Annotated in this window: 13 protein-coding genes and 2 tRNA genes; 10 read left to right on the top strand and 5 right to left on the bottom strand. The window is 39.3% G+C overall.

The window, feature by feature from the left end; translation table 11 throughout:
- Position 1: 1 nt before the first annotated feature.
- On the top strand, positions 2–760 hold the full coding sequence (locus tag NMU02_RS01320) for a 5'-nucleotidase C-terminal domain-containing protein (protein ID WP_255025302.1): 759 nt from the start codon (positions 2–4) through the stop codon (positions 758–760).
- 19 nt (positions 761–779) lie between these two features.
- A complete protein-coding gene (locus NMU02_RS01315) occupies positions 780–3,767 on the top strand; it encodes a serine hydrolase domain-containing protein (RefSeq protein ID WP_255025301.1) in 2,988 nt (995 codons plus the stop codon).
- A 67-nt stretch (positions 3,768–3,834) separates the two neighbouring features.
- On the opposite strand, the gene fdxA is transcribed toward NMU02_RS01315, so the two are convergent.
- Positions 3,835–4,002 (bottom strand): 4Fe-4S ferredoxin, encoded by a 168-nt coding sequence (fdxA, locus tag NMU02_RS01310; protein ID WP_255025299.1) that lies wholly within the window; start codon positions 4,000–4,002, stop codon positions 3,835–3,837.
- A gap of 226 nt (positions 4,003–4,228) precedes the next feature.
- Here fdxA and porT point away from each other — a divergent pair, with 226 nt between their 5' ends.
- Positions 4,229–4,933 carry a type IX secretion/gliding motility protein PorT/SprT gene (porT, locus tag NMU02_RS01305; RefSeq protein ID WP_255025296.1) on the top strand — a complete coding sequence of 235 codons (705 nt, stop codon included), beginning with the start codon at positions 4,229–4,231 and terminating at the stop codon, positions 4,931–4,933.
- Positions 4,934–5,010: 77 nt separating this feature from the next.
- A tRNA-Met gene (locus tag NMU02_RS01300) sits at positions 5,011–5,082 on the top strand.
- A 224-nt stretch (positions 5,083–5,306) separates the two neighbouring features.
- Here the strand turns inward: NMU02_RS01300 and NMU02_RS01295 are convergent.
- On the bottom strand, positions 5,307–5,942 hold the full coding sequence (locus tag NMU02_RS01295; RefSeq protein WP_255025294.1) for an HAD family hydrolase: 636 nt from the start codon (positions 5,940–5,942) through the stop codon (positions 5,307–5,309).
- 28 nt (positions 5,943–5,970) lie between these two features.
- Positions 5,971–7,659 (bottom strand): nucleoside kinase, encoded by a 1,689-nt coding sequence (locus NMU02_RS01290; protein ID WP_255025293.1) that lies wholly within the window; start codon positions 7,657–7,659, stop codon positions 5,971–5,973.
- Positions 7,660–7,837: 178 nt separating this feature from the next.
- Here NMU02_RS01290 and NMU02_RS01285 point away from each other — a divergent pair, with 178 nt between their 5' ends.
- Complete coding sequence (locus tag NMU02_RS01285; RefSeq protein ID WP_255025291.1) at positions 7,838–9,649, top strand: Na/Pi cotransporter family protein; 1,812 nt, start codon at positions 7,838–7,840, stop codon at positions 9,647–9,649.
- An 81-nt stretch (positions 9,650–9,730) separates the two neighbouring features.
- Here NMU02_RS01285 and NMU02_RS01280 read toward each other — a convergent pair whose 3' ends face one another.
- Positions 9,731–10,426, bottom strand: coding sequence for an SIR2 family NAD-dependent protein deacylase (locus NMU02_RS01280; protein ID WP_255025290.1), 696 nt, complete (start codon positions 10,424–10,426; stop codon positions 9,731–9,733).
- 251 nt (positions 10,427–10,677) lie between these two features.
- Between NMU02_RS01280 and bamJ (NMU02_RS01275) the strand changes: the two genes are divergently transcribed.
- The 4 genes from bamJ (NMU02_RS01275) (at position 10,678) to NMU02_RS01260 (ending at position 13,806) form a co-directional block, all read left to right on the top strand.
- On the top strand, positions 10,678–11,265 hold the full coding sequence (gene bamJ, locus NMU02_RS01275; protein WP_255025289.1) for a BamJ family beta-barrel-assembly machinery protein: 588 nt from the start codon (positions 10,678–10,680) through the stop codon (positions 11,263–11,265).
- Between the two features lie 23 nt (positions 11,266–11,288).
- Entirely contained in the window at positions 11,289–12,152 is an 864-nt protein-coding gene (gene bamJ, locus NMU02_RS01270; protein ID WP_255025288.1) for a BamJ family beta-barrel-assembly machinery protein, read from the top strand.
- Positions 12,153–12,276: 124 nt separating this feature from the next.
- The gene (locus NMU02_RS01265; protein ID WP_255025287.1) at positions 12,277–13,176 is read left to right on the top strand and encodes an FKBP-type peptidyl-prolyl cis-trans isomerase; all 900 of its coding nucleotides are present in this window, start codon (positions 12,277–12,279) and stop codon (positions 13,174–13,176) included.
- Positions 13,177–13,329: 153 nt separating this feature from the next.
- Positions 13,330–13,806 carry an Lrp/AsnC family transcriptional regulator gene (locus NMU02_RS01260; protein WP_255025286.1) on the top strand — a complete coding sequence of 159 codons (477 nt, stop codon included), beginning with the start codon at positions 13,330–13,332 and terminating at the stop codon, positions 13,804–13,806.
- A 14-nt stretch (positions 13,807–13,820) separates the two neighbouring features.
- Here NMU02_RS01260 and ribF read toward each other — a convergent pair whose 3' ends face one another.
- A complete protein-coding gene (gene ribF, locus NMU02_RS01255; protein ID WP_255025284.1) occupies positions 13,821–14,747 on the bottom strand; it encodes a riboflavin biosynthesis protein RibF in 927 nt (308 codons plus the stop codon).
- 244 nt (positions 14,748–14,991) lie between these two features.
- Between ribF and NMU02_RS01250 the strand changes: the two genes are divergently transcribed.
- Positions 14,992–15,065, top strand: a tRNA-Ile gene (locus NMU02_RS01250).
- Positions 15,066–15,349 lie beyond the last annotated feature (284 nt).

The following is a 15,349-nucleotide window of genomic DNA, read 5'->3' as shown; positions in this document are numbered from 1 at the left end:
TATGAAAATGCACCCTTATTTATATATTTCTCTACTGTTCTTCGCTCTATTCTCGTGCCGACAGCCTCATTACGAAATTGTCAGTGAAGAGGGTTATACCGTCCCGATGGATATCTCTCAAAGAGAAACGACAGACACAAGTTTTATTAACGAAGTAAATCTCTACAAGCAAAAAGTAGATAGTATCACCGGACAAGTAATTGGAAAATCGGCCGTATTTATGGACATTAAACGTCCTCAAAGTCGACTTTCTAATTTCACAGCCGACTTACTAAAAAGAAAAGTCGGGGAACTAAATCATACCAGCTGCGACTTCGCCATTATGAATATGGGAGGAATACGCACTTCACTTAGTAAAGGAGATATCACAGTAGGAGAAATTTTCAGTATTTTCCCTTTTGATAATTCACTGAGTCTGTTAAAAATCAAAGGAAAAGACGTAAAAACGCTCTTCGAATCGATCGCTTCCCGCAAAGGGGAAGGAATCAGCAAAGAGGTAGCGTTAGTCGTTACGCCCGATTACCAGATAAAAAGTCTGAGGATAGGTGGAAAACCGATAGAAGAAGATCGCATTTATACGGTAGGTACGATCGATTACCTGGCAAATGGGAATGACGGAATGGATGCTTTCAAAAATGCAGTAGAACGCATCGATTCACACATACGGCTCCGAGATGTAATGCTGTCATACGTTAAAGAACTGCAAAAAGAGGGGAAAGTTTTGAACGCCACCCTCGATAATCGTTTTATAATCGAATAACATAAGGAAACTCTATAATATGCCCAAATATATTCACATAATATTTATTTACCTACTTTTATGCAGTTTTACACTACCTCAGACTAAAGAACCGAATATGTTCTCCCAAATAGATCGGGAAAAGATGAATCAATGGGTCGATTCGGTTTTCGATTCGATGTCTTTCAATGAACGCGTAGGCCAATTATTCGTATTAGGTGTGGATGTAAATCTTTCGGCAAGAAATAAAGAACTGATCCGCAAATACGTACAAGATCTCAAAATAGGCGGTATACTTTTTACTAAAGGTACGGTAAAAAACCAGGTCGAACTTACCAATTACAGTCAATCTTTAGCTTCGATTCCTTTAATGATCACACTCGACGGAGAATGGGGACTTTCGATGCGGCTTACCGACGCACCTCGATTTCCGATTAACATGACATTAGGGGCTATCACAAATGATAGCCTTATTTATGCCTATGGGAAAGAGGTGGGAAGGCAGTGCAGACGTATGGGCATACATGTAAATTTCGCACCGGTACTGGATGTCAATAGTAACGAAAACAATCCGGTCATCGGACGCCGGTCTTTTGGAGAAGTGCCCGAAGCCGTAGCCCAAAAGGGCATCGCCTATGCACGAGGAATAGAGAGTGAAGGGGTTCTTTCGGTAGCAAAGCATTTTCCGGGTCACGGTGATACATCAGAAGATTCTCATAAAACATTACCTACCGTAAATCATAGTCTTGAACATCTCGAAAAATTCGAATTACTTCCTTTCCGCCGTTACATCAACGCCGGCTTATCAGGTATGATGATCGGTCATTTACATGTTCCAGCTCTCGATCCCTACACCAACCTACCGGCTTCATTATCCCCCTCTATTACCGACACATTGCTTCAGCAAAAAATGAAATTCAAGGGACTCGTATTCACAGACGGATTAGAGATGAAAGGAGCATCGGATATTCCCGGACTCATTACTAAAGCGTTACTGGCAGGAAACGATATGTTTGTAAAACCTCTTGCTCCAGAAACTAAATTCAAAGAGTTACTAAAAGCCATTTCCGACGAAAAAATTCCTCACAAACTCATCGAAGAAAAATGCTTGAAGATATTAAGATATAAATATATATTAGGTCTGAACAAACCGCAATACATTTCACTGACCAATCTGGAACAGGATTTGAATACTCCTCAAACCGAACGACTAAAACGTCAGTTAATAGAATCGTCGATTACAGTTTTGAGCGACTCGACCAATATGCTGCCCTTGAAAAAACTAGATCAACGAAAAATCGGTATAATTTCCGTCGGTCAGCAAAAAGCCGAAAGTTGGCAGAACATGATCGGCAATTATACCGAGATTTCTGCAAAAACGACAGTGTTTTCCACCTCCAAAAGTAAACAACAAGGAAATTCGAACCAATTAGCCGATTGCAATACCCTTATCGTCGGAATTTTTTCGAACAAAGTCGCAGATGCCCAAATTGCAGAAAATCTATGTAAAGGCAAAAAACCTATTTTGGTATTTTTCATCTCTCCATATCAGATGAAAACGTACAGTCGACTTATAAAAAACGCCAGTGCCGTAGTGCTGGCTTATGAAAATAACGATCTGACACAGGAATACGCCGCACAAGTACTTTTCGGAGGTTACGGAGCACGAGGCAAAATACCGGTCACGGTAAAGAATCTTTATACTGCTGGAAACGGTATAAAAAAACAACCGTCACGTCTCGGTTATACCATTCCTGAAGAAGTCGGAATGAATAGTCGTACCCTTTCGCAAATAGACGCCATTGTAAAAGAAGGTATCGAGAACAAGGCTTTCCCCGGATGCCAGATATTAGTGGCACATAAGGGCAAAGTAATCTACAATCGCTCTTTCGGAGCTTTCGACTATGCAGGCACTCATCCTGTAACCAACACCGATCTATACGACATTGCATCTCTTACCAAAGCGGCAGCGACCATACCGGCTGTAATGGAATTATATAATGACCATAAAATAGGACTTAATCAAAAATTGTCCCGTTATATACCCCAGCTCAACAAAAATAAAGAAATGAAACAAATCACGGTAAAAGATGCTCTTTTTCATGAGACAGGATTGCCTCCTATAATACCCATATATCCTATTGTTATAGATAGTGCTACCTTTACCGGACCTTTATTTAAAGGGAAACGAGATGCAAATTATCGTATACAAATCGATAACCGATTTTACGCTAATAAAAATGCCAAATTACGGAAAGACTTGTTTTCCGACACACTTTCCAATACTTTTTCACTTAAAATTGCCGAACATCTTTATACGGTATCCTCATTACCCGATACAATTTTCAATAGAATAACCCATATCGTGCCATCAGAAAATAGAAATTATAAATATAGCTGTCTTAATTTTATTTTATTACAAAAAGCAGTTGAAAATATAACGGGTCAACCCATCGATAAATTTCTTGAAAAGAATGTATACCGGCCTTTGGGCGCCTACCATACAATGTACCATCCGCTCGAGTCCGTCTCTAAGAACGATATCGCCCCGACCGAAAATGACGAGTTCCTTCGACATCAAATTCTCATCGGGTATCCGCATGATGAGTTAGCAGCCTTTACAGGAGGAGTAAGCGGTAACGCCGGTTTATTCTCCAATGCAAACGACCTGGCCAAATTGCTACAAATGTGGTTGAATAAAGGAGAATATGGCAACGAACAATACGTATCGGAACATACAGTAGAAGTCTTTACCAAAACCAATAGCAACCGGAGCCGTCGTGGATTAGGATTTGATAAACCTGATATCGATAAACCCAATTCAAGTCCTACATGTGAAGAGGCCCCAGCATCGGTATATGGGCACACCGGATTTACCGGAACCGCGTTTTGGGTAGATCCGGAGAATGACCTGTTATATATTTTCTTAAGTAACCGTGTTTATGCACACCGGTGGAATTCTGCACTTATGACTCTCAATATAAGACCACGTATACAATCGATAATTTATAAATCTATGGTTCGATAAAACAAGAAACCCGCTTACAGTAAAACTATAAGCGGGTTTCTTATTTTTGCAGATCGTATGCTCTGGATCAAGCCGGGTGAATTGCTTCTGTCGGGCAAACACCAGCACAGGTACCACAATCAACACAAGTATCAGGATCGATACTGTATTTATCTCCTTCAGAGATAGCTTCTACCGGACACTCGCTGATACAAGTTCCACAAGCAATACAATCATCACTAATTACGTAAGCCATTGTTTTAAAGTTTAATTTAAGAATTAGTACTAATTATGTGTTCTGCAAAAATAATAGTTTTATCATTCCTATCAAAAAAAGAGATGTTTTTTTTCCGAAACGTTATTGCGCTTAAAAGCATCGATAAAAATCAAACATACCGGAAAATGCCATTCAAAATATTATCTTTACAAACAATAAGCCACCCGATTTACCGTTTATCTAAATACATTCTGAAAAAAGACATATGCTAAGACACCTCTGTATATTTTTCTTTTTACTACTGACGATAACTCCGTTATCTGCACAAAAAAATAAAGTGCAGACTACCCCGTTCATCGATCAGCGGAGGCTGCATTTCGGTTTTTCGGTAGGTACTCATGTACAAGATCTTCGGTTTTCCCATTCGGGTAATGTAACTGTCGACGGGGATAGTTTCTATAGCGAAATACCCTCTTTCTCTCCGGGATTCAATGTAGGTCTCGTTTCAGATTTATACATAAACCCATATTTGAGCATGAGATTCACTCCTACTATGTATTTCGGGAATAAAACAGTAGAAATACGGAACAACAATACCGGAGAAACAGTAAATAATGACATAAAATCCAATTATCTCGCCTTTCCCGTGCATATTAAATTCAGTTCGAAACGGTTAAATAATTACAGACCCTATATTACTGCCGGAGTAAGTCCGACTCTCGATCTGGCCAAAAAGAAAAACGAACTATTACAACTAAAAACCTACGATACCTATCTCGAGATCGGATTGGGTTGTGATATTTATCTTCCTTTTTTCAAACTTATTCCCGAGCTGAAATTTTGTTTCGGATTAAGCAATGTACTGCAACGCAACCGAAAAGACTTGCAAGATCCTCTCGATTACAAATATACGCAAGCCTATAATAAAATATCTTCTCAGATGGTCGTTTTATCGTTCTACTTTGAATAGCATCTAAGATTTTACATATTTAACATTATATCTCTTGCAAACACAATAATTTGTTGTACTTTTGCATCCACAAACATCGCGGGATGGAGCAGTGGTAGCTCGTTGGGCTCATAACCCAAAGGTCGTCAGTTCGAGTCTGGCTCCCGCAACTGGATAAAAAGCGTCAAGTGGTTGACGCTTTTTTTTATATCTGTATTTTACCCCCTTTAAATAGGATATCACCTTTCTGCTTATCTATTTTTAGAATCTCCCCTATATATCAAAAAAAACGACTGATCTTTTTAGTCATCTCCGCCTCACCCTTAAGAATAAAAGCCCCGATAGACTTTTCAGAAGAAAAAGATCGGGACTTTTAAACATTATCTATAAAGTATTACTTACGATTGGTATGCAGACAAGTCTCTACCAATTTATCGAGATCATCGAGTGGAGAAACAGGACATACTCTGAAACCCATACGCCAAGCAGCCTCTATATTAGCCGGACTGTCATCGAAATACAAAGTTTCTTCGGGTTTTATCCCGGCATCTTTTATAATATATTCGAAAAAAGCAGCTTCGGGCTTGGAAACTCCCATTTCATATGAAAGATATAACTTATCAAAATAATCATCGATTGTACCGCCTTCATCTCTGAAAAGACGATCGCGGGTATAATCGATATGTAAACGATTCGTATTGCTAGCCATATATACCCGAAAATCTTTCCTCAGTTCCCTCAACAATTGCAATTTATAAAGCGGAATATCCTGTAACAAAGCATTCCAAGCATCACGAAGCTGCTCGTCGGACGCATTTATTCTCAAGCACCGGTTTAATTCGTCATAAAATTTACGTTCGTCGATACGACCTGTCTCCAGATCACCGAATACCCCTCCGAACGACCAGGACGCAGGAACTATGTCATCCGCGATTTCCGCTCCCAAAGCCTGAAACGCATTAACCGATTTCTCTCGGCTCAGATTTACCAATACCTCTCCGAAATCAAAGAGCAATTGTTTTATTTTCATAATTTCGTATGTTTTAAAGATATTACAATCAGTATTTGAAACTACTTCCTCCCAAAAACTCCCTGAGCAATGATGTCGGAGGAATTTCATGTTCGGTAAGCGGTAAAAAGAAATCGAGAAATTTTAATAACCGGTTGGCTTCTCCGTATTCTGAACAATCTCTCGGAACCGCATTTAACAATGGTACAGCATGTCGTTTCAATACAGATAATTCAAATAATAAAGATGAATTAAACATCGCATCGGCATTTTCCTGATAAGGAAATATCCACTTTTCTTCCCCTCGCCTCACACTCGGCCAGCGAGCAATACTATTTTGAGCAGTATATCCCCTGTATTTATAATCCCTTATAATACGTCTTAAGAGCCGATTATCACCCGTTGGTACCCAATTGTGGTCATCGATCGAAATAGAAGTCAACGCAGAAACATATATCTTATACTTATACATATCGTCAATCTGTGGGGTCAACTCAGGATTCAACGCATGTATCCCTTCAAGAATAAGTACATTAGAAGATTTCAACTGTAATTTGTTTCCCCGATACATGCGACGACCGGTTTCAAAATTATAAGTAGGTAAATCTACCTCCTCTCCGGCAAGTAAACGTTCTATATCGTGATTAAACTGTTTCAGATCGAGGGCATATAACGACTCATAATCATATTCTCCATCATCATCGAGAGGGGTCTGATCCCGATTAACAAAATAATTATCGAGAGAAATCGTAACCGGTACAAGTAAATTGGTCATTAACTGTATCGAAAGTCTCTTAGAGAATGTTGTTTTACCCGAAGAAGAGGGCCCTGAAATAAGAATCACTCTTGCCCCTCCGTTCTTATTACGCTCATATATCTCATCGGCAATACCTGCAATTTTTTTCTCATGCAACGCTTCGGAAACTTTTATCAAATCGGTCGCTTTACGCAGTTTAATCGCCTGATTTAGATTTCCCACATTACTCAATCCGACGATATGGTTGAAATTTACATATTCCTTAAAAGCCTCGAGCATTTTCTCCTGCCTCACCACTTCCGCCACTCGAGAAGGATCGGTTTCGGAAGGTGGTAACAACAACAAACCACCATTGTATTTAATCAGATCGAATACTTTCAGATATCCGGTAGACGGTACCAAACAGCTATAATAATAATCGATAAGATTATCGAGTTTATAATATATCGTGTATAGCGTACGAGAAGATTCCAGAAGCGCCACCTTATCGGGCATATTATGTTCTTTGAAGAGCTTTAGAGCATCTGCAGTAGGACATTCGATTCGCTCAAAAGCATAATCGGCATCTACAATTTCCGACATCCTTTTTTTAATGGCTGAAACCATTTCGGGTGTAATCTCGATACGATCCCCCAAGCCGCAATAATATCCCTTCGACACCGAATGTTCGATACGCAGCCGTGTGCCGGGCATTATATCCTCTATTGCTTTGTATAGCACAAAACAAAGCGAACGCACATAAGCTCTCATGCCCGAAGGGTGCGTAATATCTATAAATTCTATTTGCTTAGGATTATATACTCTGTAGTCGAGTTCTTCCGTTTTGTTATTAACCCGGGCACATAATATTGGGTAAGATAGCCGTATCCCCAACTGTTGATATATCTCCTTTAAAGAGCTTCCCTCTTTTACCTTAACCCGATGACCGAGGTCCTGACTTATTATTTCTATATTTTTATCTATATCTTTTCTTGTCTCCATTTATAAACTAAACTATAAGCATTCTTAATATCATTACCGAATATATTTTCATATCGTTGTAACATTGCGCATGTTTCATTTTTTTATATTTTTGCATCAAAATTAGTTCGGTAACAGATTTTACGCTAATATACCAAGAAGTCTCATATAAAACAACAAAACCAATAAACTAAATGTAATGGAGTACACTTTTTTCGACTTTTTGACCCTCATCGGCTCTCTGGGTTTATTCTTATACGGTATGAAAGTCATGAGCGAAGGGCTACAAAAAGTAGCGGGAGACCGGTTAAGAAGCATTCTCACGGCAATGACCACCAACCGATTTACCGGGGTACTTACCGGAGTACTGATTACCGCACTCATTCAATCCTCATCGGCTACCACTGTCATGGTGGTGAGTTTCGTAAACGCCGGACTTCTCTCTCTCGTACAATCCATATCGGTTATTATGGGCGCCAATGTAGGAACTACCGTTACCGCATGGATTATTTCGATTTTCGGATTTAAAGTAAACATAAGTCTTTTCGCTATCCCGCTTATCGGATTAGCCATTCCGTTCATTTTTTCAGGCAACAGCCGCCGACGCTCATGGGGAGAATTTATAATCGGTTTTGCATTTCTATTCATGGGTCTCGACTTTTTAAAGAATTCGGTTCCCGATCTGCAAAGTAATCCCGAAATACTCGCCTTCTTATCGGAATATACCAATATGGGATTTCTTTCTGTATTGCTGTTCCTGCTCATTGGGTCGATAATTACAATTATCGTACAATCCTCGAGTGCTACCATGGCCATTACCCTGATCATGTGCAGTAAAGGCTGGATTTCTTTCGATATAGCCGCGGCAATGGTTTTAGGAGAAAATATAGGTACGACCATAACGGCCAATCTTGCCGCCATCTCTGGAAACGTTTCGGCCAAAAGAGCAGCTTTCGCTCACTTTATGTTCAATATCTTCGGCGTATGCTGGGTATTATTATTATTTTTTCCTTTTACCCGGTTTATCGCATATTTGGTCGGGGAACTTACCGGAGGCTCACCTTCCGACTTGATAAACTTTATACAACAACAGGGACCGGATGTTATTAATAAAATATCGAACGATAACGCCCACCTTACCGGGGCCGAAGCTGCTTTAAGAAGCCAGTACCAGGGAATGCAGGTAACGGTATCGTATGCATTGTCACTTTTCCACACCGTATTTAATATCGCCAACGTGCTCATCATGATATGGTTTGTAAACTTTTATGTTTATATTGTCACACGAGTGATAAAGGTAAAACATCAAGACGACGAAGAATTCCAACTCAAGTTTATATCGGGCGGCCTCTTATCGACCTCCGAACTTTCGCTTCTACAAGTTAAAAAAGAGATTGGAGTTTTTGCCGAACGTACCAACCGCATGTTTGGAATGGTTAGAGATCTGATACACGAGAAAGAAGGAAGCGAAAGTTACTCGAAGATATTCAGCCGTATCGAGAAATATGAAAAAATAAGCGACCGGATGGATCTCGAGATCGCCGCATACCTGAATAATGTAGCCGATGGACGCTTAAGTTACGACGGTAAATTACAGGTAAGCGCCATGCTGACGATGACGTCGGAAATTGAAAGCATCGGCGACTCCTGTTTCCACTTGGCGCGTACTTTACAACGTAAACAAGAGTCAAAAACCGAATTTACCGAAGGCATCATTGCCGATATCGACGTTATGATGCGGCTCGTATCGGAAGCTCTCGAAAATATGATCTCTATTCTTACACGTAACGATGTTACCGAGGCCGATTTCAACAAAGCCTATAATAAAGAAATGGAAATTAACAACTTCAGGAATCAGTTACGCACAGCCAATATCGAAAATATAAATTCTAAAAAATATGAGTACCAGTCGGGAACTCATTTTATGGATATTATATCGGAATGTGAAAAACTGGGCGATTATATTATCAATGTTATCGAAGCGGTAAAAGAAAAACGTAAAATAAATTAATCATATCCCCAAATATAGATAAAAAAAGGCGCAATACAACTTTTATCTATTGCGCCTTTTTTTATTCTTGATTATACATAATCAGGAATGAGATTGTTTCAGCAATGCGGTCAACTCTTTAACCCCTTCAGTCGCCCCCTTACGAATGACCCGTGTAATATTTCCCGGTGCATGCACCTCGTTCGGATCGATAAGATACACCGGTACCCCCCGACGCACATAATGCAACAGACCCGCAGCAGGATATACATTCAAAGAAGTTCCGATTACAACAAATATATCGGCTTCAGCAACCCAGTCGATCGCTTTTTCGATCATAGGAACGGCCTCCCCGAACCAAACGATATGAGGTCTCAGTTGATACCCTTTAGCACACTTATCCCCAATTTTAATATCGGGATTGTTAACCGGAATATCATAAATCAGATTTTCATCACCTGAAGAACGGGATTTCATCAATTCACCATGCAAGTGTAAAACATGGCCGCTGCCGGCCCGTTCATGAAGATTATCTACATTCTGTGTTATAATACGCACCTCATACTCTCTCTCAAGGGTAGCCAAACCACAATGACCTTCATTAGGGTTAGCCGTTATCAGCTTACGGCGCAACATATTATAAAAATCGAGAACAGCTTCAGGATCACGCTCCCACCCTTCAGGCGTAGCAACATCCTCTACCCGATGATTTTCCCATAACCCGTCACTGCTCCTAAAAGTAGAAAGTCCGCTTTCGGCACTCATACCTGCCCCTGTAAGCACAACAAGTTTTTTCATATTTCAAATATTTTAAGTTATTATATCGACAGAACAAATTCTAAAATCTTTTGCGAAAAGAACAAAATACCCTTCAAAAACGTTTGGTCTTAAAGATTTTTCCCACGAGGGATTAGCACAAATTTAGGTTTTTTTTTAATAGAAAATTAAAGAACTATACAATAAAAACTCTATCTTCGCCCGATAGTTGCATCAAACGATCGCAATCGGGTAAAGTTTTATATTTACCTTTTATAAAATTAAAATCTACTATGGACAAATTAAGCTATGCATTAGGCCTGAGTATGGGTAATAACTTTAAAAGTTCGGGTATCTCCAAAATCGATGTTTCAGACTTTGCAAAAGGAGTTAAAGCCGTATATGAAAACGAAAAACCGGAAATGACCTATGACGAAGCCAAGCAGGTAATTAACGAATTCTTTACCCAGATGCAAAAAGAAATTACTGAGAAAAATGCAGCCGAAGGGAAGAAATTTCTCGATGAAAATAAAAAACGTGAAAACGTTGTGACACTCCCCAGCGGGTTGCAATATGAAATCATGAAAGAAGGAAATGGCGAAAAACCGAAAGCTACCGATAAAGTAAAATGCCATTACCACGGTACACTTACCAACGGCCAGGTATTCGACAGTTCGGTACAGCGGGGCGAACCAGCTGTTTTCGGAGTAAATCAAGTTATACCGGGTTGGGTAGAAGCTCTACAAATGATGCCTGTAGGCTCTAAATGGAAATTATATATACCTTCGGAACTCGCTTACGGAGAAAGAGGTGCCGGTGACGCTATCGCTCCGAACTCAGCCCTCGTATTCGAAGTCGAATTACTGGATATTGTAAAATAATCTTTATACAACATTTTATTAAAATGAAAAAATCAATCTTATTTTCAGTACTTACTGCCGGTGCAGTAGTTTTTGGACTCACTTCTTGCGACAGCAAAAGCGGTAGTAGCTTAAAAACAGATATCGACAGTGTAAGTTACGCTTATGGCGTACTTAACGGTCAGGATATGGCTACCGGTATCAAAAGTTATCCTAAAAAAATCGATGTAGATCAATTGATCAACGGTATTTCTACTGCAGTAAACTCAGACACGACCAAAATGTCTTACGAATTGGGAATGCAAATCGGCATCAACATGAAAAATCAATTCCAAAGCATGTCAGAACGCGATTTGGTAATGAATAAAAAAATCTTCATGCAAGCTTTGTCTGCTTCTCTCAAAGGTGATTCAACTCTCTTATCGAGACAAAAAGCAGAGGAAGTTTACCAAACTTTTATGAAAGCTTTCCAAGAAAAACAAATGAAAGCCGAACAGGAAAAACTGGCTAATACTCCCGAAGCTAAAAAGAATAAAGCCGACGGCGAAAAATTTTTAGCCGAAAAAGCAAAAGAAAAAGGAGTTAAAAAAACTGCGTCAGGGTTACTTTATAAAGTAAATAAAGAAGGAAAAGGTGAAAAACCGACCGCAACCAGCAATGTTAAAGTAAATTACAAAGGTACTTTGATCGACGGTAAAGAATTCGATGCAAACAAAAAAACCAGCATGAATGTCGCTCAAGTTGTTCCCGGATTCAGAGAAGCTCTTATGATGATGACCCCGGGTTCGAGCTATACTGTTTACATCCCTGCCGAACTGGGCTACGGTGTACGCCAGGCAGGTTCTATTCCAATGAACTCGGTACTGGTATTCGATATCGACCTGCTCGAAGTCGAACCTTCTAAATAATATTTACAGAAAGAAAAACTTAGACCGATATAGTCTCGGTTACAGGCGGTGATTATTTTTTTAATCTCCGCCTGTTTCTTAATTTCCGATTTAAAACCAATTACTTAATTAATACATAACAACAATGAAACACCTAATTACTATAATCTGCTGTTTGCTGGTAATTCTTCCCGCAACGGCAAAAAAAAGAAAAGCCAAACAACCTAAAATACAAAAAGTAGAATTAAAAACAGAAGCCGACTCTCTGGCTTATACTTTTGGCGTTGTTAACGGGCACGATATCTCCAATATGTTAAAAAGGCAAGATAAAAAAATAGAAGTTAATGATCTTATAAAAGGAATCGACAAAACCTTTTATACCGATTCTACCCGTTTTTCTTACGAATTGGGACTGCAAATGGGTTTTGCCATGAAGCAACAGTTCGAAAAAATGGACAAAGATAGTATCGTTGTAAACAAAAATATGTTTTTACCCGCTCTATATGCTGCTTTGCTCGGAAAAGAAACACTAATTTCGAAAAATGACGCCGAAACAAAAATAGACCAATTCGGCCAAGAACAACGAAAGCGGATGAACCAAAAAGCAGAAGCTCGAAAAATGAAAGAGGCCAAGGAAAACCTCGAAGCTGGCAAACGATTTCTGGCTAAAAAAGAGCAAGAGCCCGGCATATATAAAACCGCATCGGGATTATTATATAAAGTTTTACGTGAAGGTGACGGTGTAAAAATTACCCCCGACTGCAAAGTAAAAGTAAACTATATCGGGTCATTAGCCGGTGGGAAACAATTCGATAGTTCATATAGCCGGAACGAACCCGCAATTTTTGGGGTTACGGATGTAATCAAAGGCTGGAGCGAAGGCCTACAGCTCATGAGCAAAGGGGGAAAATATATATTATATGTTCCTTCCGAACTGGCTTATGGAGAAAGAGGTGCAGGAAGTGATATCGGACCTAATTCGGCTTTGAAATTTGAAATAGAAATTATCGACGTTATCTGTCCCAATCGAGAAGATAAAGAATAAAAAGTATAAATATACAGTATTTCCAACTGCTGTTTTTTGAGCTTTTAACCGACTTTTCGTGTCTTTTTGTCGAATTACACTCTATAAAAGTGCATTCTTCAAAAAATATTCTTATTTTTGTTGGCAAAATGACTAACAACACGATATACAATTATGGAAAAAATAGATAATCTCGACAGACAAATATTAGAAATAATTATGCGTAATGCCCGCATTCCGTCTAAAGACGTTGCTGTACAATGCGGTGTTTCTCGGGCAGCGATACATCAACGTATACAACGCATGATCGATATGAACGTAATTGTCGGCTCAGGCTATCATGTTAACCCTAAATCTTTGGGATACCGCACCTGCACTTACATCGGCGTAAAACTGGAAAAAGGTTCGATGTACAAAGATGTCGTACCCGAACTCGAAAAAATACCCGAAGTAGTGGAATGTCATTTTACAACCGGTCCCTACACTATGTTATGTAAACTTTATGCCCGTGATAACGAACACCTGATGGAGCTATTAAACAATAAAATACAAGAAATTCACGGCGTAGTAGCGACCGAAACTCTAATCTCTCTCGAACAAAGCATGAACCGCGAGATCCCTATCAAGAAAAAAGAAGATAAATTAAAATAGAAAATATATTCTATTCAGTTAAGGAGTATACCACGGGTGTACTCCTTATCTTTTTGTAATTGATCTTTTAATTCATCAATACCTCTCATACGTCTTTCTGGCCGGATGAACGAAACAAATTCTATTTCGAGTCCACTCCCATACAGATTTCCCGAGAAATCGAACAAATTTACTTCTATACTCCGTTGATTGCTATTATCTACAGTCGGCCGAGTTCCAATATTTAACATACCCATATAACGCCTGTTTTCGTCCGTAACTACCCATACAGCATATACGCCATTGGCCGGAATTACTTTGCAAGAATCCTCTATTTGTAAATTAGCCGTAGGAAACCCTATTTTTCTACCTAATCGATGGCCTTCTACGACACGGCCTCGTAAAGTATAATGATAGGTAAGTAAACGTCCGACTTCATCGACCCTTCCCAATGCCAACAAACGTCGTATTTCGGAAGAGCTTACATGCATTCCGTCAGGTGAATAAACATCAGCCCTTAATATTTCTATATCCAGCTCTTTTCCATAGCGCACATAATCGTAAAAATCTTCGCTACGGTTATGTCCGAAACGATGATCATACCCGACATACAAAATGGCAACACCATAGTGTTTCACCAATAGCTCAAGAAAATTACGAGCAGAAAAACGAGAAATTTCCAAAGTGAAATCGAGCACAATACAATAATCTACACCCGTAGCAGACAAATGCCGTATCCTTTCTTCAAAAGTAGAAACTAGCTGTAGAGAATAGCTCTTATCCAAAACTTCACGGGGATGGCGGCGAAATGTAATAACAGCCGAAGACAGCCCTTTTTCCCGAGCTGTTTTACGTATATTATCGATAAGATAACGATGACCGAGATGTACTCCGTCAAAAAAACCGATCCCGGCAACAAGAGATTTAGCCGGGATCATATCCGGATGGTCGATGATTATCATTTTTCATTACAGAATTGGGCTAACAAAGATAATACAAAATAATTACTTTACCCATAGGTTACCCCCAACTCTCGTATTTGGTAATTGTCCTTATCAGAAACCGGCTATACACTAAAGTAGATTTTGCCTGAATCACAATTGCTTAAAAAAATCTCCTATGAGTTTATGTATAAAATATAGAATTTTATTTTGTCAATTCGGAAAAAAGCAGTAATATTGCATCGCTTTTGAGAATTCTCAAGCCGGTCCTATAGCTCAGTTGGTTAGAGCATCTGACTCATAATCAGGGGGTCCTTGGTTCAAGCCCAAGTGGGACCACTTTAAAATAAAAAAAAGGCTTACAGTTAACTGTAAGCCTTTTTTTATTTTCTAATTCATACTACATTCACAACCTTATCCTCCCCCTTTCTATATAATCGCCAATATTCTTAAAAATATTTTTTCATACACAATATAATCCACCAACGTAATTATAGAATCTCCAGATAAGGCCAAAACGCCTCTGAAGTTTATACCGTCTTTTTCTCCGGTCCTGTCCCTCTCTGTTTTCTCCAACCAAAAATACAGCTTCAAAATAAAGATAGTTGCCGGCTGCAGTTCCG

The sequence above is a fragment of the Coprobacter tertius genome (assembly GCF_024330105.1).
GTDB classification, from domain to species: domain Bacteria; phylum Bacteroidota; class Bacteroidia; order Bacteroidales; family Coprobacteraceae; genus Coprobacter; species Coprobacter tertius.
This window is presented reverse-complemented; position numbering and strand designations above follow the sequence as displayed.

Excerpts from the sequence above, each read along its gene's own strand:
- bamJ (WP_255025288.1), top strand. The coding sequence starts at position 11,289 with ATGAAAAAATCAATCTTATTTTCAGTACTTACTGCCGGTGCAGTAGTT.
- NMU02_RS01320 (WP_255025302.1), top strand. The coding sequence starts at position 2 with ATGAAAATGCACCCTTATTTATATATTTCTCTACTGTTCTTCGCTCTA.
- fdxA (WP_255025299.1), bottom strand. The coding sequence starts at position 4,002 with ATGGCTTACGTAATTAGTGATGATTGTATTGCTTGTGGAACTTGTATC.
- NMU02_RS01290 (WP_255025293.1), bottom strand. The coding sequence starts at position 7,659 with ATGGAGACAAGAAAAGATATAGATAAAAATATAGAAATAATAAGTCAG.
- NMU02_RS01295 (WP_255025294.1), bottom strand. The coding sequence starts at position 5,942 with ATGAAAATAAAACAATTGCTCTTTGATTTCGGAGAGGTATTGGTAAAT.
- porT (WP_255025296.1), top strand. The coding sequence starts at position 4,229 with ATGCTAAGACACCTCTGTATATTTTTCTTTTTACTACTGACGATAACT.
- bamJ (WP_255025289.1), top strand. The coding sequence starts at position 10,678 with ATGGACAAATTAAGCTATGCATTAGGCCTGAGTATGGGTAATAACTTT.
- NMU02_RS01260 (WP_255025286.1), top strand. The coding sequence starts at position 13,330 with ATGGAAAAAATAGATAATCTCGACAGACAAATATTAGAAATAATTATG.
- ribF (WP_255025284.1), bottom strand. The coding sequence starts at position 14,747 with ATGATAATCATCGACCATCCGGATATGATCCCGGCTAAATCTCTTGTT.
- NMU02_RS01280 (WP_255025290.1), bottom strand. The coding sequence starts at position 10,426 with ATGAAAAAACTTGTTGTGCTTACAGGGGCAGGTATGAGTGCCGAAAGC.
- NMU02_RS01265 (WP_255025287.1), top strand. The coding sequence starts at position 12,277 with ATGAAACACCTAATTACTATAATCTGCTGTTTGCTGGTAATTCTTCCC.
- NMU02_RS01315 (WP_255025301.1), top strand. The coding sequence starts at position 780 with ATGCCCAAATATATTCACATAATATTTATTTACCTACTTTTATGCAGT.
- NMU02_RS01285 (WP_255025291.1), top strand. The coding sequence starts at position 7,838 with ATGGAGTACACTTTTTTCGACTTTTTGACCCTCATCGGCTCTCTGGGT.